This window comes from Rubrilithobacter danxiaensis, from assembly GCF_047272945.1.
GTDB lineage: Bacteria > Bacteroidota > Bacteroidia > Sphingobacteriales > Sphingobacteriaceae > Rubrolithibacter > Rubrolithibacter danxiaensis.
This window is the reverse complement of record NZ_JBKOPS010000001.1, coordinates 316,714-339,345: the sequence shown is the minus strand read 5'-3', so window position 1 is coordinate 339,345 and position 22,632 is coordinate 316,714. Positions and strand designations below refer to the sequence as shown.

Genomic DNA, 22,632 nt, shown 5'->3' with positions numbered 1-22,632 from the left:
GTGAGGAATATTTTAGTGACAGCTCCAACTTCAAAATCATTCAGCTTCATTTTTAAAAGTGATCCTTCAGAGCTTTTTAGTTTACTAAGTGATATTATATCCCTGGTGAAAGAACAGTTGCCGGAAGAAAAATACAGTCCGGTAATTGAGGGGAAATGTAAACTTATTTTAACCGAGCTTTTAACAAATGCAATAAAGCATTCATGGGCTTCAGAAACTGAAGTAAACGTTCTGATAGCACAGGATTATATCGAAATAAGTAAAACCGATATTGGAAAAGCTTTTTACTTACCGGCTTTTAAAGAACGCGAAACTTTGCAATGGCCCCTTGATGCCACTTTTACGGGCAAGAAAATAACCATATACGAAGATGATATGTGCGGGCTGTACGGCTATATTGAGCAGGGACAGCGGGTTGTTTTTTCTGCCGAAGATCACCCTATTCCTATTCCGCCGCGGCCGCGGGATATGCTGGAACATTTTGGACTGATCATTTTAACAAAATCTGCCGACGAATTTATTTACGAACATAATTCATTAACCAGGGAAAATACGTTTACTACTAAAATTCTTCTGTAATTTACTCATCAAAGTATCAAACAACCTGTTCTCTTCTCAGGTTAGATATTCCAATGGATAAAAATCAGATCATCGGCCTTGTGGCCGGTATATTAACTTCAGCTTCTCTTCTTCCTCAGCTAATAAAAACAATCCGAAACCGCAAAGCGGAAGATGTAGCGCCTTTTATGTTTGTTATGCTGCTGGGCGGCACTGGCTTATGGACTTATTACGGAGTTTTACGGTCAGACCTGCCTATAATTATTACCAATGCCTTTTCGTTTAGCCTCAATGTATTAATGCTTATCCTGAAGTTTAAATATTCGGGGAATAAGTAGAAAGTATCAAGTATATAGTAACAAGTATTTAGCAGCGAGTGTGATTTATGATTGCTGGTTGTCTTCCAGGTATAAATCAATTTCTTCTCCAATAGTGTTTATATCACTGGGGTTCAGGTCAGATACCTCACGTGTTTTCCAGCGATCATCTGTATCTTTAAATAACCTTGTTACAAACTTTTGATTTTTTGTTACAATATATGAACCTGGTGAAGTGTCTTCCTGTACTGTTAACGTAGATATTTTGTCGTTTAAAACCGGTTTTATTTCAAAAGTCTTCATACAGCAATTACAAAGCTTTGAACTTTTTGTTCTGTAACAGGTCTTTAAGTTTAAGAATCAGGAAGAGTGTTTCATTATTTCCCCCGCAATCAGAAGAAGATCGTTGCCTGAAAAAGCGCCGTTTCCTTCAAAGGTAAAGTCTTTGAAAGTTTTTACCGTTATTACGCCTAAAAAATTATCAACGGGTACTTCCTCTATATCCAGATTGTCGTCATCCATCCAGTCGTCGCCTTCCAGCCTGAATATTTTAAAACGTTTACCCTGATTTTCAGATGCTGAATCAGAATGCGTATCAGGCTCTATCCTTAATCCGCGTTCAGGGCCAATAGTTATCATGAAGCTTTCCATCGGTACTTTAACTGTTATTAGTTAGCTACAGTTTAAAGAAGCAAAATGTTTAAACTTTATGCATCAGGTAACAATTATAAAAGCTTTTATAACCTTTGCAGCGGGTTGCGGTTTATCTTAGTTATTTTAGGACGTTTAAGTTACCGGGATTTATAAATAATGGAAAAGAAAAAATTTGCGGCTGCATTACTGTTTCTGATTGTCATACCCTTACTGTTCCCGATGCTTTTAAAGGCTCAAAGTAAAGGTTCTGCAACAGTAAGCGGCTATGTTCGTGATGCAGGTACCGGCGAAACCTTAATTGGTGTTATTGTAAGCATACCGGGCACAACAATCAGCGGAATAAGCAATTCGTACGGTTTTTATTCCCTCTCGCTTAAGCCCGGAAGCTATAAAGTGGAAGCAAGATATATGGGCTTTAAATCGCTTCAAAAAAGCATCGATCTGAAAAATAACCTGACCGTAAATTTCGATTTATCGCCTTCTGAAATAGAAATGGAGGAAGTGGTAGTATCATCAGAAAAGGAAAATAAAAGCATCAGCCAAACGCAAATGGGAAGCTTGTCTGTCTCTATTAAATCAGTTAAACAATTGCCCGCATTGCTGGGCGAAGCAGATGTAATTAAAACGATCCAGCTATTACCCGGCGTTACAACTGTTGGAGAAGGGGCCCCGGGATATAATGTACGGGGAGGAAGCGTTGACCAGAATTTAATCCTCTTGGATGAAGCCGCCGTTTACAACGGTTCGCACCTGTTTGGCTTCTTTTCTGTTTTTAACCCTGATGCGGTTAAGGATCTTACCCTCATGAAAAGTGAAATGCCTGCCAGATATGGCGGAAGGCTATCATCCCTGCTTGATGTACGAATGAAAGAAGGAAACGCAAAGGAGTATGCAGTTTCGGGGGGAATCGGTACAATAGCTACCCGCCTGCTGGCAGAAGGACCGATAAAAAAAGATAAAAGTTCTTTTATTGTAGCGGGGCGACGTTCGTATGTTGACCTGTTTCTTAAAGCTTCGAGCGACGAACAGCTTAAAAACACCCGGGTTTATTTCTACGATCTGAGCTCAAAAATGAACTTTAAATTAGGCAAAAACGATCGTCTTTTTATTTCAGGATATTTTGGGCGGGATGTAAACAAGCTGGCAGAGCAATTCAGTATGGATTGGGGTAATGCTACCGCAACCATGCGCTGGAACCACGTATATAATCCGAAATTGTTTTCTAATATTTCTGCTATTTATTCTGATTACGATTATGCTTTAGGTGTGGAAGGACAAACGGCAAACAGTTTTATCTGGCATGCCGATATTAAGGACTGGACATTGAAATCCACCTGGAATTGGTATCCGAATCCGGCCAACACCATTTATTTTGGAGCTGATGCCGTTCGGCATAATTTTAGCCCGGGTACAGCACGTCCTACTAATTCAGGCTCTGCAATTAATACTATTTATATGCCTAAACAAGCTGCAAATGATTATTCGGCTTTCTGGGACCACGACATCAAACTTTCAAAAAGCATTTCGTTTCAGTACGGACTTAGGTATTCTGGCTTCCAGGTATTAAGCGCAGAAAATACAACCGTTTACAATTATGCAGGCGAAGACGGTAAACGGAAAACTCCTGTAAACCCTAAAACATTTACAAAAGGACAAACAATAAAGTGGTATCATAACCTGGAGCCACGGTTCACGGTTAAATATCAGACAAATGAATCTTCAGCTCTTAAAGCCAGTTATACCCGTACGGCGCAAAACCTCCATTTTGTAAGTAATACCATTGCTGCTTCGCCTTTAGATATCTGGATTCCAAGTTCTGTTAATGTAAAACCAGAGGTAGCGGATCAGTTATCGGCAGGATTTTTTTATAATAACAACGATAAAAACTGGGAAGCCTCGGCAGAAGTTTATTATCGCCGTATGTACAACCAGATTGGCTTCATAAGCGGTGCGGAGGTTTTATTGAACGATCAGCTGGAAGGGGATATGCTGTTTGGTAAGGGAAGAGCTTACGGGACAGAGTTCTTCTTCAGAAAGAATACCGGCAGGGCTACCGGTTGGATCAGTTATACACTAAGCCGGACTGAGCGGAAAATAAACAGCATCAATAATAACAGATACTATCCTGCAAAGTATGACAGAACACATTCCCTTTCGCTGGTAGGTATTTACGACTGGAAACCCCGGACTTCTTTTTCGGCAGTTTTTAATTTTGCAACAGGTACACCAGCTACCTTTCCGGGTAGCCGTTTTGATTTTCAGGGTTTCCCGGTTCAGTACAACAACACAAATTCCAGAAATAATTATCGTGTCCCTTCTTATCACCGGTTAGACCTTTCTGTTACATTAAAAGGAAAAGAAGTTGACGGAAGGCGTTACCGCAGTGAGTTCGTTATTGCTTTGTATAATGCCTATGGCCATAAAAATCCATATTCAATTTTCTTCAGGCAAAATGAAAAAATACTCTCGCAAACGGAAGCAGTACGCTATTCAGTAATAGGAAGTGTGGTGCCTTCGTTAACCTGGAATTTTAAATTTTAACCAATGAAAAGAAATAATATTCTCCTGCTGATAGTTCTTTGCCTGCTTTGCTCCTGCGATGATGTGATAGATGTTGATGTGAAAAAGGAACAGGAAGCATTGGTTGTTGAAGGATGGCTAACCAACCAGGACCGGCTGCATTACGTTAAGCTCTACAAAACCATTCCATTTTTTAATAAACCTGAATTTCCTCCTGTGCAACATGCGGTTGTTACATTAAAAGACAATGCCGGACATACAGAGGTTTTAGAAGAAGCAGAACCGGGGATATATTCGATAAGGATGAGGGGAAGAGTCGGTCGCATTTATACTTTATCAATTCAATCTGATGTTGGGGAATATGAAGCCGTAACAGAGATGAAACGTCTCGGAACGTCTCTTGATTCGGTTACCTATGTTTATAAGGAGAAGTCTGTTTTGTATGAAAATCCGGGTTATTATCCCCTGATTTCCGGCCAGGAAAAAAAAGGAAAAGGGGATTACCTACTGTTAAAGATTGCAAGGAATGGATCTCCGCTTCTTTCGGCCCGGGATATCAATCTCTTTTCCGACGAGTTTGTTGACGGTAATTACATTAAGCAGGCAGAGGTATTTTTAAAGGATCCGCTGCAAAAGGATGACATTATTTATTTTGAAGGTTGGTCGCTTACAGAAGATGCTTTTCGTTTCTGGCTGGATATACAAACGCAACTGCGCAACGGTGGAATCTTTTCAGTACCTGCAACCAATACCCGGACAAACGTGGTTAAGCTAACTTCAAATTCATTAAATGTTACCGGATATTTTGGTGCATCAGCAGTTGTAGCAGTTGATAGCCGGGTGAAATAATGTATGTTCTTAAATACATTAACTCCATTTTGTATTAGATTTGATAAACTAACCTTTTATACTGTTCAGGCCAAATTAAAAGATGTATAAAATACTGTTGTTAATTGTCAGTTTACTAACTCTTTCTTTTAGGGTAAAAGCTCAGAAAAATTCCGCTCCCCTTCCTGTTATTTTGGATACGGATATGGGCCCCGATTACGATGATACCGGAGCTATAACGCTTCTCCATGCTTTTGCCGATAAAGGAGAGGCAACTATTTTAGCCACAATAGCCAGTACTAAATATGAAGGTGTTGCTGCTGTTTTAAATGTATTTAATACGTACTTTAATAAACAGGATATACCTATTGGTGTTCCACGAGGAAACGCTTTAACTTTAAAGGATTCTCAGCATTGGACAGATACTTTAATTGCCAAATATCCGCACACGATTAACAATAACAATGAAGTTGCAGACGCAGTTGCAGTTTACCGGAAAACATTAGCTGCTCAGCCTGATAGCAGTGTTGCCATTATAACGGTAGGGTTTCTTACCAACCTTGCCAGTCTTTTAAAGTCATTGCCTGATACATATTCTCCGTTGAGCGGAAAAGAACTGGTAAAAAAGAAAGTGAAAAAACTGGTATCTATGGCCGGTAAATTCCCCGCAGGAAAAGAATTTAATATCGAAGAGGATGCTGCTTCGGCAAAATATGTTTTTGAGAACTGGCCTACGCCGGTAATTTTCAGTGGTTTTGAAATTGGCAGTAAAATAAAAACAGGTATCCCGCTTATCCAGAATAAGCAGATTAAAAATAGCCCTGTAAAAGATGTTTACAGTATTTGTATTCCTAAAGCAAAAGAAGACAGTGCCGGGAGAATGAGCTGGGATCAAACAGCCGTATTGGTTGCAATTAAAGGCGCTAATCCTTATTATAAAGTAAGAAAAGGAACGATTGAGATTGCTGCAGATGGCTCCAATAGCTGGAAAGAAAATAAAGACGGCAATCAATATTATCTGCTCGAAAATCTGCCGGAGAAAGATGTTGAGCGAATTATTAACAATTTGATGATGCATCAGCCTGAATAAGTATATCTAATAAATTCATTTTAAATGAAGAAATATCTTCTTGTTTCAATATCACTTCTGTTTGTTGGGTTTTTAACATGGAATTGCAGTTCCAATCATCCTGCTTTTGGTACCCGTGAATGGACTGAATATTTAGGTGGCCCCGAACGAAATCATTATTCTCCTTTAGATCAGATTACTCCTTCAAATGTAAATCAGCTTAAAGTTGCGTGGGAATATCATACGCTGGATTCAGGTCAGATACAATGCAACCCCATTATCGTAAACGGCGTACTTTATGGGATGACAGCAACAACAGAGCCGTTTGCGCTCAATGCTGCAACGGGCAAGGAGATATGGCGGATAAAAAGTGAAGGGACAGATCAGTTTAGTACCAGCCGGGGTTTAAGCTACTGGAAGGATGGAGAAGATAAAAGAATATTGTATTCAAACGGCCCGTGGCTGTATTGTGTAAATGCGGTTACAGGTAAACCCGTTCTATCCTTTGGCGAAAATGGCCGTACAAGTTTGAAAGCCGGATTAGGAAAGACCGCTGCGGATAAAATGGTAATTTCAAATACTCCCGGAACTGTTTACGAAGATCTGATTGTAATGCCACTGCGTTTATCAGAAGCAGAAGACGCAGCTCTTGGCCACATCCAGGCGTTTAATATACGAACAGGTAAATTAGCCTGGGTTTTTCACACTATTCCTTACCCCGGCGAATACGGTTACCAAACCTGGCCAAAAGAAGTATATAAAAACACAACAGTAGGCGGAGGCAATAACTGGGCCGGTATGTCGGTTGATCGGGCAAGAGGAATTTTATACGTGCCTACCGGGTCAGCTGCCTCGGATTTTTACGGAGCAGATCGTAAGGGAGCAAATCTTTTTGCAAATTGCCTGCTTGCCCTTGATGCAAAAACCGGAAAACGTCTCTGGCATTTTCAATTTGTTCATCACGATATACTTGATCGTGATCCTCCCGCACCTCCCAATCTTGTAACCATCACCCGAAATGGGAAACAAATAGATGCAGTAGCGCAGGTAACAAAACAAGGATTTGTTTTTGTTTTCGACAGAGTGACAGGGGAACCTATATTTCCGGTTACAGAAAAACCCGTACCCGCTTCGGATGTACCCGGTGAACAGGCCTGGACTACTCAGCCTTTCCCCTCCAAACCGGCGCCGTTTGCACGTCAGACTTTTATTGAAGCTGATATTAGTCAATTGGCAGAAAACAGAGAGGAACTTATTGATACTTTCAGGAAAACCCGGTCAGAAGGCCCGTTTACACCATTAAGCGCAAGAGGAACGATTATATTCCCCGGATTGGATGGAGGGGCAGAATGGGGAGGCGCAGCCGCAGACCCGGAAGGGATACTTTATGTAAACAGTAATGAAATGGCCTGGCGTATTTCTATCGGTCCCGAATCTTCGACAGAAGAACTGCACGGAATGACATCAGGGCGCAGTATTTATGCCGCAAACTGTACTCCATGTCACGGTGCCGAAAGAAAAGGCAATCCGAAAAGCGGTTTCCCGTCTTTAATAAGCATCAGCAGCCGCCGGTCAATGGAATCGGTGAAAAAAATAATCTCTGATGGAAAGGGCATGATGCCTTCATTCAGTAAATTATCTGAAAAACAGAAACAGGCACTGGTCAACTTTTTATTTGGTAATGACAAAGAAGAGCCGGAATTAGTTAAACAGGAACCGGTATCAAAAGAAAAGACAGGAAGAGTTTCTTATAAAATCTCGGGGTATAGTAAATTTTTGGATAAAAACGGCTATCCGGCGGTACGTCCACCATGGGGTACATTAAATGCTATAAACTTAAATACCGGCGAGTATGTATGGAAGATCCCATTTGGCGAAATACCTGAGTTAAAGGAAAAGGGAATATCCCAAACCGGAGCTGAAAGCTATGGCGGGCCTGTAATAACCAAAAGCGGATTGCTTTTTATAGCCGGAACGAAAGATGGAAAGTTGCGGGCATATGATAAAAAGAATGGAAAACTACTGTGGCAAACACAACTTCCCGCCGCAGGTTTTGCTACACCCAGTACCTATGAAGTTAATGGTAAACAATACCTGGTAATAGCTTGTGGAGGAACCAAACTTGGTGCCGGGGGAGGGGATAGCTACATAGCTTTTGCATTGCCCTAACTAAATGACATAATAAATAACGGTAAAAACGGTTATATAAGTACAGATAACAAGAGAGCATTGTAACATTGTTATAATAAATGCCTTTTCAAATCCTGAAATTTTTTAATTTCAGTTAATAACAGATATTTGTATTAATGGCCTTATCGAAACCATACAAAACATTCAGAACGGTATCTGCAGCTAAGTTGCAAACGGACTGTGCTGTTTCTTGTTCAGGCTATTCCACCCATTCATATTCGGAATTCTCTTTCCATAAAAGCAGTAAAGACTTTATTAAGTAAGCCCCAACCATTTTTGTTGGTAATGGGGCAAACGTTACAAACAGTTTTACGTTTTTAATTAAGTTTTAATGAAAAATACCAGAATACATAAAATAAAAAGGATCATAGAAACAGTTCTCACAACTAAAATGAGAGCTGCCTTTGTAATGTATTGCCGCCTGGTAGCTATTCATTTTCATTTCGGATATTCCTTTCAAACAAGTAGTAAAGACTTCATTAAGTAAGCCCCGGCCAATTTATTGGTTAGGGGCCAGTCAATAAACTTCAGGTTTTTTACTGTCTTAATGATTTGTTATGAAAAAAATTCAATTCCGGTCATGGATCGGGGTAGGTTTTATCTATCTTTTTTCTTTAAATATTGCCCTGCTTGTTGCAGCTGTTTTAACGGGACACAGCTGGATTGCGATAAGTGCCATTGTTTTGGCATTATTCCAGTTCTGGTTGCACGATTATTTTAAAAATAAGCAGGCAATTCTCCGCAATTACTCACTTGTATCGGTATTAAAGCTAATAGAAACCTTTTGTTCGCAAATGCTGGCCAAATATGGGTCTATTGGACGAGCCTTTAACCGCGAACAGCGCATGCTTATTCAATGCAGGGCAAGGAACATTCCTACCACGCTTGTTATGGGGACGCTTACAGATCCGCAGTTGCCCGGTTACGAGTGTGTACGGTATGCTAACAAACCAGTAAAAATAAGCCAGGCTGCTTTGAAGATTTCTGTAGGCAATTTTCAATGTACAGCCCCTTACAGCCTGAGTGTGTTAAATGTGGGCGCATTAAGCTATGGGTCGCTCAGTAAGACGGCGGTTCTTGCGTTAAGCGAAGGAGCAAAGATTGGTGGTTTTGCAGTTAATACAGGCGAGGGAGGTATCAGTCCCTATCACATTCGCGGTGGGGGAGACCTGATCTGGCAGATTGGTACAGGTTATTTTGGCTGCCGTTACCAGGACGGCTCATTTAATGAAGATCTTTTTCAGAAAAATGCTACCAGGCCTTATGTCAAAATGATCGAACTGAAATTGTCGCAGGGAGGCAGGCTCGATTATGAACGTGTTCTCCCCGCTCCGGAAAATACGCCTGAAATTGCTGCTATCCGAAATCTGAAACCTGCTGTTACAGTTTGCTCGCCTCAGAAACATACGGCTTTTACGAATGAAACAGAAATGATGCTTTTCCTCGCTCACTTAAGAAGGTTATCGGGCGGTAAGCCTGTAGGAATAAAACTTTGTATTGCAGGGAAAGCAGAATTTGAACGCCTGTGCGCAGTTATGCAGCAAACCGAAATTTTTGTTGATTTTATTTCGATAGACGGTGTTGATGAAGGAACTGAAATAGGAAGAACGGAGGTTCCTTTGCTGGAAGCACTGGTAATAGCACGCAAAACGCTGACAAGATTCGGAATACCGGCTAAAATTATTGCATGCGGTAAAATTGTAAGTGAGTACGATATTTTGAGGGCCATTGCTTTGGGCGCCGATGCTTGTTATACAGCAAGAGGAATGATGCTGGCGCTCGGATCAGTGTATTCGCTTCGATACAATAATGGCAAATGTCCGGCTGTTATTTCTGCACTGAATAACTGGCTTTACAGGCATTCAGATGTAGTGGATAAGCGTGTTCGGATAGCTAATTTCCATCGTAATACGCTAACAGCAACTGTTAAACTGATGGAAACCTGCTGGTGCAAAAACCTTTCGGAAATTAAACCTGATAACTTTTTAAGGCGTGTTAGTATGCCTGATGTTCGAACATTGAAAGAGATCTATTTCAACGACGACAGCGAAATTAAAGCTAACAATAGAGTATTTACATATATAAACTAAAATTTTTATGAAAGCAGAAAAACTGATTATTCTTAAAAGAGAATTAGATCTTCTTAAAACACATTTGATGCACAGCGACCTTTCGGATTTTAACAAGCAAAAACTACTGGAAGAGTTAAAATCGGCCCAGATAATGAAAGACGATGAACTGCCCGATGATGTGGTTTGCCTCGATTCGCAGGTAGAGATACGTGAAACAACAAGCGGGCAGCTAAATACCTTTCAAATTGTACTTCCTTCGGAAGCAAACATCATGAAAAAGAAAGTTTCTGTTTTTGCGCCCATTGGCGTAGCCTTGCTGGGCTACCGCGTAGGGGCAAAGGTGCAATGGGAAATGCCAACCGGAATGAAAACTTTTGAAATATTAAAAGTGATCCCTAAAAAAGTAACGCAGGTGTCAAACCTTGAAAACCTGGCTGAAAATGCAATTTGATTGTTGATTTCCGGGCTTCATAAATAGGAAGTCCGGATTTAACTTAGTTATATCAGATTATTAAAATTGTAAAGCTATGCGTGGATTACAACTTACTTTATTAGCGGAAGATTATAATTTATTAATGGACTATCTGCTTTCTGAAGATATAAGCGATTATAACAGGAGGCAACTTTACCAGGAACTTAAAAATGCACGGATTGTAAGCAGAGACTGTTTACCCTTAAATGTGGTTTGCCGAAATGCAAAAGTGGTAGTCTGGAACATGAATAAAAATCAGACTTTTAGTGTGCAGCTGGTATTGCAGGAAGAAGAGTGCGACAGGAAGGAAAATAAGATACCGGCAACAGATCCGCTTGCAATTGCCCTAATGGGCTATCCGAGTGGCGCAACCATTGAATGGGAGATAGATAACCGGATAAATGTCTTTAAGATCATCTCTGTAAATCAGATAGATAATAATACAGTATACGCATGTTAAAGATGGAATAATTAATGGTTTCTGTTAAAGTCGTAATCTTAAAAAATCTAAACATTTCATTTCTGTAAAAGTTAAAATTAAGTAGGATATAGAAAAGCGGTAAGTCCGGCTTTTAAAACTTCTTTTGGTAGAAAATGCGCTTTAATTCTATAGCAGATAAGAGGAGATGAATTTTTTAATGGAATTAAGATGGCAACAAAAAACTATACCGATCCCCGGACCGTAACACTGGATGAGGATAAGGAAAGAACATTTCCTTTAAAAAGTGCTAAAGACCTTGATCCTTTACTGGATCGCATCGGTGATGCCCGATGTGTAATGCTCGGCGAGGCTTCTCATGGCACACACGAATATTATACCTGGCGTACTGCTATAACAAAACGCCTTATTCAGGAAAAAGGGTTCAATTTTATAGCCGTTGAAGGCGACTGGCCGGCTTGTTATGCCATTAATCGTTTTATAAAAGGATACTCAGATAAGAATAAAAAAACCACAGAAATACTGGCAGCTTTTGAACGCTGGCCCACCTGGATGTGGGCTAATTGGGAAATTGTAAGTTTGATTGATTGGCTCGCAAATTACAATAAAAGCCAATATGCAAATAAGAGAATAGGTTTTTATGGTTTGGATGTATACAGCCTGTGGGAGTCTATGGATACGCTGGTAGAATACCTGGAAAAGAACGATCCGAAAGCTGCAGCGCTGGCAAAGAAAGCAGTACGTTGTTTTGAGCCCTACGGAGAGGACGAGCATTTATATGCAAGTTCCCAATACACGCTCGAAGATTCCTGTAAGGAACCGCTTATACAACTTTTACAGGAAATTAGAAAAAAGGCACCCGTTTATGACCATGATCTGGAGGCTGCCTTAAATACCGAGCAGAATGCACAGATTGCTGTAAATGCCGAAGAATATTACCGCAATATGGTGGGCTTTAATGACAATACATGGAATTTGCGGGATACACACATGGTTGAGACTTTGAACCGGCTTTTTGAATTTCATGGCCACGGTGCGAAAGCAATAGTTTGGGAGCATAATACCCATATAGGGGACGCACGTTATACGGATATGAAAAAGGCGGGAATGATTAATGTAGGGCAGCTGGTACGTGAACAGCGTGGAGATAAAGATGTGGTACTGGTAGGTTTCGGATCGTACCAGGGAACAGTAATTGCCGGTGAAAGCTGGGGTGCACCAATGGGAGTGATGCAGGTTCCGGAGGCGAGGCCCGAAAGCGTAGAAGAGATCTTACACAGCGAATCGGCAGAAAACAAATTGCTCATATTTGATAGTAAGAATAAAAAAGAACGTTTTAACAAGATAATGCCCCATCGTGCGATAGGTGTTGTATATAATCCACCCTATGAAAAATACAGCAACTACGTTCCCACCGTTCTGAATTCGCGGTACGACGCGTTTCTTTACATTGATGTATCTACTGCTTTGCATCCCTTATATCTTGAACCAGACGGGCATAAAATACCAGAAACTTATCCATTTGAGTATTAGGATGAATTGTTGATACAATAAGCAAATTTCTTTAAACAGTAATAACGATGGAACATACTATAACAGAACCAGCAACCGGAATGCCTTTTCAATTTGAGGCAAAGCCCGAAAAGTTTAATGGCGAACAAGGTTATCGTATTATCTGTAATAACGGTTCTAATTTTTTCATATCTAATAAATATGGAGCCTGGCGCTCTATGGATAATCATCACGTAGATGCCGAATTACTTATCAGAATAGGGTTGGCAATTGAAGAAGCAGGATGATGATAGATTATTTTACATGTAATTTTAGCAATCACAATTTTTTATTCTTCAATGGGTAGGGTAAACCAGAACGTAGAGCCTTTTCCTGTTTCACTTTCAACCCCCATTTTTCCGCCGTGCCTTTTTACAATTTCATACGAAATGTATAAGCCTAAGCCCATTCCCGGAAAATTTTGTGATGATTCCTGCACACGGAAGAACCTTTCAAAAATGAATGGAGTTTTATCTGCAGGAATACCGATTCCCTGATCTTTTACTGAAATTTTCACTGTTTTTTTAGTGGAAGATATGGTAATGAACAGCTGATTTTTTCCCGGAGAATATTTTACCGCATTAGACACCAAATTATTTAACACCTGCTCAATCCTGAACCTATCGGCTTTTATTAATACTCGTAAATCTCCTTCTATGCTAACTTCGTGGGTTTTGTCATCGGAAAAAATTCCATCAAGTGTTTCGGTTATTAATTCTTCAATATAGAAACTGCTGATTTTTAATTCGAGCTTTCCGGCGTTGATTTTCGAGACATCAAGTAAGTCATTTATAATTTCCGTTAGCTTGTTTACCTGTGTTTTAGCCCGTGAAATGAACGGGTAAATTTTGCGAGTTTCCTCGTTTTGATAAGTAGCCCGGTCTATTAATTGTATTACAGCCTTTATGCTTGTTACCGGGGTTTTCAATTCATGGCTTGCTATGCTCAGAAATTCATCTTTCTTTTGCATCAGCTCATTGTTTTTATTAAACGACTCTTCCAGAGAAGCTGCCATCCGGTTAAGTGTATAGGACAGAGATCCCAGTACATCTTTTTCTTCGGCCTGAATCCTGGTGCTGTAATTCCCTTCTGATATTTCATCAGCTATTTTTTGAATAATCGCTATCCTGCTTAATATTTCTTCATCTTTCTTTTTCAGTTCTTCCTGCTGCTCCGTCAGTTGTTCGTTTTGTGCTACAATTTCTTCGGTTCTCGCTTGCACCAGCCTTTCGAGGGCCATTTTCTGACCTTTTATTCCTCTAATTCTTAGCTTATAGATAAGGAAGAAAATTAAAAAAAGTGTGAATGTTAATAATATTCTAAACCACCATGTTTTCCAGTAAGGAGGTATAACTGTAATTTTTAAAGTAGTTTCATTTTCATTCCAGATACCATCGTTATTAGATGCTTTTACTTTGAAATAATAAGTACCGGGGTTAAGATTTGTATAGGTAGCGGTTCTTTTGTTGCCAACATAGTTCCAGTCTTTTTCCAGCCCAACCAATTTGTAGGCAAACTGGTTTTTTTCGGGGTTGGTGTAACTAATTGTTGAAAAATCGAAAGAAATAACAGATTCTTTGTGAGAAATGGTAATAGCATCCGTCTCCGTTATGACTTTTTTCAGAGGAGATTTTTCACTTAGCGGTACTTTTTTATTAAATATTCTAAAATCAGTAAGAATTACCTGCGGAACGGTTTTATTTGTTTTAATGCTATCGGGGTTAAAAATGTTAAAGCCATTTGTTCCTCCAAAAGCTAACTCCCCTGATTTTAACTTCACAAACGAATTGTCTTTAAACGAATTTCCCTGCAATCCATCGCTTACAGTATAGTTTATGAAGGTCTTTGTTGCAGGATTAAACTTTGATAAGCCATTGGTTGTACTTAGCCAGAGGTTGTTTTTGTTGTCTTCTAAAATGCCGTAAACTGCTTCTGCTTCAGTTATTTCTCTGTTGTTGAAAGAAACGAAGGTCCTGTTTTTCTTGTTCATCAGGTTTAAACCCGACACGGTTCCTACCCATAAATTTCCTTTGCTGTCTTCAAAAATGGTATTAACTACCGAATTATTCAAGGTAGTAGAGTCTTTGTCGTTATGCCTGTAAATGCTTGTTTTCTTAGTGTTCCTGTCTAGCAGGTAAAGCCCGCCGAATCCTCCAATCCACAAATTATTATCCCTGTCTTCCAGTATATCTGTTATAAAAGTTTTCAGGCCATTCTCCGGAAGGCTGTAATGGGTGAATTTATTGGTGTTTGTGTCGAATAAATCCAAACCGGACGAAGTTCCAACCCAGAGGTTGTTTTTCTTGTCTTCATAAAGATCTATCACATTATTAAAAAGAAGACTTTCTTTAGTGTTTTTAGGATTTGACCTGAAATGGATGAATTGATTCTTTTTTTCATCATAAAGATCTAAACCGCCACCCCAGTGGCCAATCCACAATTGTTTCTTATGGTCTTCAAGTATAAAAGTGATGATGTTTGTACTCAGGCTTTTCGGATTATCAGGATCATGCTTGAAACGGACAGCTGTGCCTGTTTTGCGATTGTATAGATTAAGCCCTCCGCCATCTGTACCAACCCAGAAATTTCCTTTACTGTCTTCATACAGGAAGGAAACATTGTTATCGCTGAGGCTTTTAGGATTTAGGGGATCATTTTTTATGTGATGAAATCTTCGGGGTTCCGCAAGTTCAACACCACCGCTGAAAGTAGATAACCACATCTCGTTGTTTCGCCCCCTGTAAATAGAGTATATGGTGTTGGAATTAATGGTTTCATTATCAAGGGAGCTGTGTTTGTAATTATAAAACAGATTATACTTTTTATCGTAAATTATTAATCCTTCATTTTCAGATCCCAGCCATAAATTTCCTGATGGATCTTCCGCAACTCTTAAAATTACATTTGTAGGAATACTGTTCGGATCACGGGGGTTGTGTTTGAAATGAATAAAGCTGGCAGTTTTTCTGTTGTAAAGAAATAAGCCGTCCTCTCTGGAGGCAATCCAGAATTTATTTTCATTATCCTCAAAGATTGCAGTAATTGGTTTTGAACCGATTTCTCTGACTTTTTGTGCTTTTTTGGTTACTCTGTCCAGTTTCCACAGTCCATGAAATCCGCCTACCCAGAAAGCTCCTGCCTTGTCTTCAAACATACATAGAATAGCCCCGGTTTCATTAAGCCCCTCACTTGCGAACACGGTAAACGTCCTTTTTTTTCTGTCAAAAAGATACAATTTATTGCCCGACGCAACCCATATGTTCTTCTTCTGATCTTCATATATCCGTTCTATAAACTTGCCGTTTTCCAGCGGGTAGTGGAGAAAGTCATCTGTATCTCGTCGGTACAGATCCAATCCGATAGTGGTGCCAACCCATAAATTCTTGTAACTGTCTTCCATGACAGTGTACACGTTATTACTGCTCAGGCTGGTTTTATTGTTTTTGTTGTTCTTATATACAGTAACAGAGAGCCCGTCATATTTATTAAGGCCGTTTATAGTGGCAATCCACATATATCCACGGTGGTCCTGAATGATTCGTCGGGCAAAATCATGCGATAATCCGTTTAAGGTTGATAAATGTTTAAATTGAAGATCAGGTTTTTGAGAAAAAGCTGCCGTTGAAAGAAGTATAAAGAGTAAAAGTAAAAAGTAGTTACGGCTCCTCATGCAATTAATAAAATATAGCAAGAATTAAAATTTAGAAAACCTTTGTAAAAAAACCGCTCATTTTTTATAAACCCTGAACAGTATATACAAGCTTACTAAATTTAGATAAAAGCCGGTTAAAAAACGATATATTTTATATGAGGATTAATTCTGATCTTAATCACATTGGCATTTTCCTGACAATTGCATATGTAGGTCCCAACAGGCAGCGAGGTATTACCTTTCGTGTTAAAAGTGTTTTAAGGTAGTATAATGTTAATATTCCTGATCATGTAATTCTTTCAGCATTGTTAGGGTTTTATGCAATACAAGTTCAAAATCAGGAGTTGTTGTCCAGTCTGTAACCGAATGTACCTGCCTGTTTAAAGGTGCCCACCGTTCCGGTTCGCCGTCCATACTTATTACAATACTTCGTTTTCCTAAAGCCGAAGCAATATGAGAGACACCTGTACAATTTGAAATAAGTCCAAAGGAGTTTTTTATTAAAACGGCAACAGCACCTATACTTGTTTTTCCTGCTGCAATTATGGGTTTATTGTTCATTTGATTTTTTACATCATTTACAATATCCAGCTCATCTTTTGTTCCTGTAATTACAACCATTAGTCCTTTTTCAGCTACCGCATCAGCAAGTTGTGCAAAATAAGCAGTAGGCCAGCGCCTGGAAGTGCCGCGTGATCCGGGATGAATACAGACATAGTTTCCTGCCCGGAGATTCAAACCTGCATCTTCAAAATCAGTATAATCTTTTTCATACAAAGGGAACTCCAGGTTGGTCCCCTTTGAAGGAATACCCAGAAATTCCATCAGTTGAATGTGGCGTTCTATCTCGTGGCCGTAATCCGGATACTCCATAAAGAGATTGTTATCAGGATAATAATGATCCCTTTTAAAAAAGCCGGCAGTATGAGCAGCACCAAATAATTCTGCCAAAGGATTTACGATAGAGCCGTTTCCCTGCATCTGGAGGACTAAATCAAAATTCTCTGACTGTACTTTTGCTAAAAAATCGGCGAAATTCTTTGCGTTAAAAGGCTGTTCGGGTAGTCCGGGAAATCCGGCAAAGGGAATAAAATTGTCAAAGTACGCTGTAAGTCTTTCTACCAGCGCTTGTGCCCAGGGTAGTCCAATCAGGGTAATTTGTGCGTCGGGATATGCCTTTCTTAAAGCTCTGATGGCTGGTATTGTACAAAGCATATCACCCAACTGCAATGCCCTGAAAACTGCTATTTTTTTTGTTTCGCTTGCTTGTAATTTCATTTTATATAAATAATACTCGGTACTTTACAGCACCATACAATTGCCAGTAAACCGAGAAAAAAGGAATAAAAACCGATGTAACGATTATTTCAAGAACGTGCGTAAATGAATGTGTAGTTGCTGAGAGCCTTTTGTTTATGAATTTTGTAATAAGTAATAGCCAGATACATAACCCCCAGAAAAACAACCACAAAATATTGTTTAAGATTCCGATAGCTATTGCGAAGGTGCAAATAATGATACAGTAATAATTCCAAGAAGGATAGGGCTTGATTCGCTTGCGATACAGGTCGGGGTATTTTTTGTATAGCAAAGCATTAAATATTCCTTTTTTCTGTTCCTTAATGCTAATTCCCCAGTGTGCTTTTCTAACCGGATGCACAACTGTAGCATCAATTTTCTTAATAGATATACCTTGTTTGAGAAATTTGAAATGCAGGTCGCTGTCTTCACGCCATGCTATCTGAAAACGTTCATCAAATCCTCCAACTTTTAATAAGGCTTTTTTTGTACAAACACAATTAGCGGTAACAAATTCAGCGGTTTCAAGATTGTAAATGTTTAGTTCATAGTCCGTAGGTTTATCCGGAAGAGGGACTTTAACATATCCTGTATAAACAATTTCTTCTTCGCCAAGGTATGAATTACAGATGTTATACAACCAGTTTTTATCCGGAATGCAGTCGTCATCTGTAAAGGCGATCAGAGAACCTTTCGCTTCTAACCAACCCAGGTTTCTTGCCGCTGCAGGTCCCTTTTTTTTAGGAGTTGATAAGTATTTGAAGGATAAGTTAGCAGGCTTTTTAAGTTTTTTTAATGCTTTTTCGGTCGTATCATCCGGTCCGTCGCTTATTACAACAATTTCGCAATACGAATCATTGAAATTTTGCTCAAATAACGCGTTCAGGCATCTAACTAACAAGTCCGGCCGTCGATACGTAGGAATTACAACAGAGATTTTCACTCCCATTCTTTCTCTATTAAATAAGAACCTATTATTAAAGCGTCAAAAGGAGAGGTCCAGAAACATTCAATGGCATCCCTGGGAGTACAAACAATAGGTTTACCAAGTGTATTAAAAGATGTATTAACCAGCACGGGGACACCTGTTTTGGCTTTAAATGCTTTTAAAAGATTGTAGTAGAGCGGGTGCTGCTTTTGGTTTATTGTCTGGATTCTGGCGGTGCCATCCACATGCCTGACAGCGGGAATTCGATCTGCCTTTTCCAGCTTAACATTATTTACAAATAGCATAAATGGAGAATAATCTGCATTTTCAAACCATTCTGCAGCATCCTCTTCCAATACCACCGGAGCTACCGGCCTGAAATCTTCACGATCCTTAACCTCGTTGAGCCATGCCTGCATATTGGGGTTAACAGGCGAAGCCAGTATAGAGCGGCTGCCTAAGGCGCGGGGGCCAAACTCCATTCTTCCCTGGTACCATCCGATGATTTTATCTTTCGAAAGTATTTCGGCAGTTTCTTCTGCAATGTTCTCTAACTTTTTGTATGGAACTTTTGCCCACTTTAAAAATTTTTCAATCGCCTGGTCGTCGTATTCAGGGCCCCAGTAAGCATGAGTCATTTGAAAACTTTTGCCTGTGCTTTTTCGTTCCTTTGCATCAATCCATATTGCGGCACCCAATGCGGTTCCGGCATCGCCTGAAGCAGGTTGTACCCAGATGTTTTTAAAAGGGCCTTTGTCTCGTATTCTTGCGTTTAGTACGCAGTTCAGCGCTACACCTCCGGCCATGCATAAGTTTTCTTCCCTGGTTTCTTTCTGTAGCCAATCAACAAGTTCTAAAACACGTTCTTCAAGAACTACCTGCAGGGAATGGGCGATATTGAAATGATGTTGGGTAAATTCTTCATGCCTTAAGCGGGCAGGCCCAAAGCGTTCTTCAAAACATTCATTTTGTATCGTGTATTGCCCGTTTTGCTGAATTTGTATGATCTCCCTGAAATCTTTTATAAATTCCGGCTTCCCGTAAGATGCTAAAGCCATCACCTTATATTCATCAGACGAATGCAGAAATCCCAGGTAGGAGGTTAATTGTTCATAAAGTAAGCCGAGGGAATGGGGCAGATCTACTTCTCCGATTCTTACCAGATCGTTAGCGGTGCCAATGTTGTAAGTTGTTGTAGCCTTTTCTCCGCGTCCATCTAAAGTAAGAACTGCCGCGTTTTTGAAGGGAGAGGGGTGGAAGGCACTTGCAGCATGACTTATATGATGTTCTACAAAATGCCATTCTGCCTTTAACGGTTTAGCCCCCTTAAATCTTTTTTGCAGGTGATGGGGATAACCGTCTGTTAATTGTCTTGGAGCATTTATTATATAAGACAGAAATAGCGGGTCCCAGGGGTTAAGCCATTCGGCAGCTGAAGGAACAGTGCCTTGAAACAATGGAATATTTATAACAGGGGCCTGCATGTATTTCTCATCCAATAGCAAAAAAGGATCGAATGAATATGCAATGTGGTCAATGTCGTTTAAATGAATGCCTGCTACCGACAGGCAATAATCAATGGAATGAAAAGGTAGTTCCCAGGTAGAGAAAGGTACAGGCCGTTTTCCGTGTTTTATATGCGTTAAGCGTTCTTCCTCAACTGCGGCAAGTAACCGGCCGTCTTTAAGTAAACAGGCAGAAGAATCATGAAAAACAGCATTTATGCCAACCGTGTACATGAATAATAAATAGTTTCTCCTAAAAAAGAATTAAGGGATAAAAAGTTTTTATGAGAAGAAATAAAGTGTTTTTTTAAGATATACAGAAGGATTAGAAGGTTATGCATCAGGAGAAAAATTTATTAAAAAAAGTTTATGCAATTATTTAATTGCGTATTATATTTGCAATTATATAGTTGCATATGATTACCAGAAGAGACGTTTTTCAGGCAATAGCCGACCCTACAAGGCGAGAAATAATTCAACGACTTGCCCGCCAGCCACTTAATTTAAATGCTGTTGCCGATACATTTTCAATAAGCAGGCAGGCGATTTCAAAACACATGCAGATACTGGAAGAGTGCGGCCTTGTTGCAATTACCCAAAAAGGACGTGAGCGATTCTGTAATGCCCGGCTCGACAAGCTGAACGAAGTGGCGGATTGGGTTGAAGAGTATAAAAAAATCTGGACTGCAAGGTTCGCTGCATTGGAAGATCATTTACAAAATATGCAAAATAAAACTTCAGACTATGGATCCACAGAAAACACAAAGTCAAACAAACAGGGATAAGGAAGTTTATCTTACCCATGTTTTTAATGCCAGTCGTGAAATGGTATTTAATGCCTGGACAGACCTTGAGCAATTATTAAAATGGTTTGCACCCGGCGACTGCCGGATTGAATACCAGGAAATTGATGTGCGGACAGGAGGCACTTATCACTCGTGCATTCACGATCCTGTTCATGGAGAATGCTGGTGTAAAGGAACTTATCTGGAGGTTACTTATCCTGAAAGGCTCGTTTTTACTATGGAAATGACCGACAGGGAGGGTAATGATGTCAGTTCGCCAGATGCTGGTAAAGATGAGCAGTGGCCGGCAAGAACCCTTGTAACAATAAACTTTACGGAAATAGATAGAAAAACACATCTTTCACTTCATCAAACCGTTTCGGAGAAATTAGCTGATCGTACCGGAGCACGTCCAAGCTGGATAAATATGCTCGAAAAGCTTGATTCGATGCTGGGGAATAATAATTAATCCATTGCCATGAAAGAACTTTCAGTGTTCGCGGGGACATTCATGAGCTGTGTGCTCGTTACTTCCCTCTGTTTTGCCCAAATTCAAAATCAGGAAAAACTTACAAAACAAACAAAAACGATGAAAACACAAGAAAACAGGAATAGCTCAATACCTTTTACAAAGGGCTATTCTGAAGTGAACGGGCTGAAGATGTACTACGAAATTTACGGAAGTGGAAAGCCTCTGGTACTGATTCATGGAGGCGGATCTACTATCCAAACTACGTTCGGCAAAGTATTAGGCACTTTTGCTGAAAATCACAAGGTGATAGCCGTAGAATTACAAGCACACGGGCACACAGCTGACAGAGACAAGCCCTCCAGTTTTGAACAGGACGCCGACGATGTAGCGGCTCTTTTAAAAAACCTTAACATTGCACAAGCTGATATATTTGGCTTCAGCAACGGCGGAACTACGGCTCTGCAGATTGCTATACGCCACCCACAGCTGGTAGATAAATTAATTGTGGCATCTGCCATGTTCAAAAAAGCCGGTGTCCCGCCTTCTTTTTGGGAGTTTATGAAAAAGGCTACATTTAACGAAATGCCCCGGGAATTTAAGGATGCTTATCTGGCTATTAATCCCAACCAAGAAGATTTGCTCAGTATGTTTAACAGGGATCGTTCCAGGATGCTTGCATTTAAAGATATTCCTGATAGTGTAATTGCATCTATAAAAGCAAGAACATTAATTGTTGCTGGAGATAAAGACGTAACTACTCCAGAACATGCTGTAGAAATGAGCCGGCTTATATCCAATTCGAGCTTAATGATACTACCCGGAGGACACGGCGATTATATAGGGGAAATAACTACCCTTAAACATGGGAATGAACCATATCGTGCGGCAGTCTTATTGATTAGGCAATTCCTTGAGGAGAAATAGTTTTATTTTACTGAATCTGTTGACTGCCTATTAGCCCAGTACGCAGATATTTACAAAATAACTTTCTTGTTTTTAGTTAGTTAGATTTCTTTTCTGTTTTTTTTCTTAATGCTATTTGGAGATTAATGCCAAGTTTGTACTTTTGCCCCCGGAGAGATGGCAGAGTGGTCGATTGCGGCGGTCTTGAAAACCGTTGACTGTTAAAGGTCCGGGGGTTCGAATCCCTCTCTCTCCGCGAATGTAATACAGAAACCCGCTAAGGCAATGTTTTAGCGGGTTTTGTTTTACATCAATACATAAGTGATCTATGCTATAGATTACTCTACCTCTGATTTATCCCTTATCTTTGCTAAACATATCCGCTTAATAATTCATATTACTCATAGTTATAAATTCA

The 22,632-nt window shown here is 39.9% G+C and carries 21 protein-coding genes and 1 tRNA gene; 16 read left to right on the top strand and 6 right to left on the bottom strand.

Features of this window, described 5'->3' with window-relative positions; translation table 11 throughout:
• Positions 1-579 carry a hypothetical protein gene (locus tag ACLCDL_RS01385; protein WP_423146203.1) on the top strand — a complete coding sequence of 193 codons (579 nt, stop codon included), beginning with the start codon at positions 1-3 and terminating at the stop codon, positions 577-579.
• Positions 580-632: 53 nt separating this feature from the next.
• A complete protein-coding gene (locus ACLCDL_RS01380; protein WP_423146202.1) occupies positions 633-896 on the top strand; it encodes a SemiSWEET family sugar transporter in 264 nt (87 codons plus the stop codon).
• A 45-nt stretch (positions 897-941) separates the two neighbouring features.
• On the opposite strand, the gene ACLCDL_RS01375 is transcribed toward ACLCDL_RS01380, so the two are convergent.
• Together ACLCDL_RS01375 and ACLCDL_RS01370 are read right to left on the bottom strand one after the other, a co-directional pair.
• On the bottom strand, positions 942-1,178 hold the full coding sequence (locus ACLCDL_RS01375) for a hypothetical protein (protein ID WP_423146200.1): 237 nt from the start codon (positions 1,176-1,178) through the stop codon (positions 942-944).
• 57 nt (positions 1,179-1,235) lie between these two features.
• Positions 1,236-1,526: a hypothetical protein gene (locus ACLCDL_RS01370; RefSeq protein WP_423146199.1), complete on the bottom strand. Its 291-nt coding sequence runs from the start codon at positions 1,524-1,526 to the stop codon at positions 1,236-1,238.
• 159 nt (positions 1,527-1,685) lie between these two features.
• Here ACLCDL_RS01370 and ACLCDL_RS01365 point away from each other — a divergent pair, with 159 nt between their 5' ends.
• From ACLCDL_RS01365 to ACLCDL_RS01320, 10 genes are all read left to right on the top strand, one after another.
• Entirely contained in the window at positions 1,686-4,070 is a 2,385-nt protein-coding gene (locus ACLCDL_RS01365) for a TonB-dependent receptor (RefSeq protein WP_423146198.1), read from the top strand.
• 3 nt (positions 4,071-4,073) lie between these two features.
• The gene (locus ACLCDL_RS01360) at positions 4,074-4,898 is read left to right on the top strand and encodes a DUF4249 domain-containing protein (RefSeq protein WP_423146197.1); all 825 of its coding nucleotides are present in this window, start codon (positions 4,074-4,076) and stop codon (positions 4,896-4,898) included.
• Between the two features lie 82 nt (positions 4,899-4,980).
• Positions 4,981-5,967 (top strand): nucleoside hydrolase, encoded by a 987-nt coding sequence (locus tag ACLCDL_RS01355; RefSeq protein WP_423146196.1) that lies wholly within the window; start codon positions 4,981-4,983, stop codon positions 5,965-5,967.
• A gap of 24 nt (positions 5,968-5,991) precedes the next feature.
• On the top strand, positions 5,992-8,115 hold the full coding sequence (locus ACLCDL_RS01350) for an outer membrane protein assembly factor BamB family protein (RefSeq protein ID WP_423146195.1): 2,124 nt from the start codon (positions 5,992-5,994) through the stop codon (positions 8,113-8,115).
• 352 nt (positions 8,116-8,467) lie between these two features.
• Positions 8,468-8,623 (top strand): hypothetical protein, encoded by a 156-nt coding sequence (locus ACLCDL_RS01345; RefSeq protein ID WP_423146194.1) that lies wholly within the window; start codon positions 8,468-8,470, stop codon positions 8,621-8,623.
• A 70-nt stretch (positions 8,624-8,693) separates the two neighbouring features.
• Positions 8,694-10,226: a glutamate synthase-related protein gene (locus tag ACLCDL_RS01340; protein ID WP_423146193.1), complete on the top strand. Its 1,533-nt coding sequence runs from the start codon at positions 8,694-8,696 to the stop codon at positions 10,224-10,226.
• A 7-nt stretch (positions 10,227-10,233) separates the two neighbouring features.
• A complete protein-coding gene (locus tag ACLCDL_RS01335; protein WP_423146192.1) occupies positions 10,234-10,659 on the top strand; it encodes a GreA/GreB family elongation factor in 426 nt (141 codons plus the stop codon).
• Between the two features lie 76 nt (positions 10,660-10,735).
• Complete coding sequence (locus ACLCDL_RS01330; protein WP_423146191.1) at positions 10,736-11,140, top strand: GreA/GreB family elongation factor; 405 nt, start codon at positions 10,736-10,738, stop codon at positions 11,138-11,140.
• Positions 11,141-11,329: 189 nt separating this feature from the next.
• A complete protein-coding gene (locus ACLCDL_RS01325) occupies positions 11,330-12,652 on the top strand; it encodes an erythromycin esterase family protein (RefSeq protein WP_423146189.1) in 1,323 nt (440 codons plus the stop codon).
• Positions 12,653-12,699: 47 nt separating this feature from the next.
• A complete protein-coding gene (locus ACLCDL_RS01320) occupies positions 12,700-12,918 on the top strand; it encodes a hypothetical protein (RefSeq protein ID WP_423146188.1) in 219 nt (72 codons plus the stop codon).
• Positions 12,919-12,959: 41 nt separating this feature from the next.
• Here ACLCDL_RS01320 and ACLCDL_RS01315 read toward each other — a convergent pair whose 3' ends face one another.
• From ACLCDL_RS01315 to ACLCDL_RS01300, 4 genes are all read right to left on the bottom strand, one after another.
• Positions 12,960-16,340 (bottom strand): two-component regulator propeller domain-containing protein, encoded by a 3,381-nt coding sequence (locus tag ACLCDL_RS01315; protein WP_423146187.1) that lies wholly within the window; start codon positions 16,338-16,340, stop codon positions 12,960-12,962.
• A gap of 255 nt (positions 16,341-16,595) precedes the next feature.
• The gene (locus ACLCDL_RS01310) at positions 16,596-17,600 is read right to left on the bottom strand and encodes a glycosyltransferase family 9 protein (protein ID WP_423146186.1); all 1,005 of its coding nucleotides are present in this window, start codon (positions 17,598-17,600) and stop codon (positions 16,596-16,598) included.
• Between the two features lies 1 nt (position 17,601).
• Complete coding sequence (locus ACLCDL_RS01305) at positions 17,602-18,570, bottom strand: glycosyltransferase family 2 protein (RefSeq protein ID WP_423146185.1); 969 nt, start codon at positions 18,568-18,570, stop codon at positions 17,602-17,604.
• Positions 18,561-20,288: a carbamoyltransferase family protein gene (locus ACLCDL_RS01300; protein WP_423146184.1), complete on the bottom strand. Its 1,728-nt coding sequence runs from the start codon at positions 20,286-20,288 to the stop codon at positions 18,561-18,563. The genes ACLCDL_RS01305 and ACLCDL_RS01300 overlap by 10 nt, the downstream gene beginning before the upstream one ends.
• A 182-nt stretch (positions 20,289-20,470) precedes the next feature.
• Here ACLCDL_RS01300 and ACLCDL_RS01295 point away from each other — a divergent pair, with 182 nt between their 5' ends.
• From ACLCDL_RS01295 to ACLCDL_RS01280, 4 genes are all read left to right on the top strand, one after another.
• On the top strand, positions 20,471-20,839 hold the full coding sequence (locus ACLCDL_RS01295) for an ArsR/SmtB family transcription factor (protein ID WP_423146183.1): 369 nt from the start codon (positions 20,471-20,473) through the stop codon (positions 20,837-20,839).
• On the top strand, positions 20,799-21,308 hold the full coding sequence (locus tag ACLCDL_RS01290; protein ID WP_423146182.1) for an SRPBCC family protein: 510 nt from the start codon (positions 20,799-20,801) through the stop codon (positions 21,306-21,308). Before ACLCDL_RS01295 ends, ACLCDL_RS01290 begins: the two co-directional genes overlap by 41 nt.
• 120 nt (positions 21,309-21,428) lie before the next feature.
• The gene (locus tag ACLCDL_RS01285) at positions 21,429-22,235 is read left to right on the top strand and encodes an alpha/beta fold hydrolase (protein WP_423146181.1); all 807 of its coding nucleotides are present in this window, start codon (positions 21,429-21,431) and stop codon (positions 22,233-22,235) included.
• Positions 22,236-22,385: 150 nt separating this feature from the next.
• Positions 22,386-22,470: transfer RNA gene (locus tag ACLCDL_RS01280), tRNA-Ser, on the top strand.
• Positions 22,471-22,632: the final 162 nt, after the last annotated feature.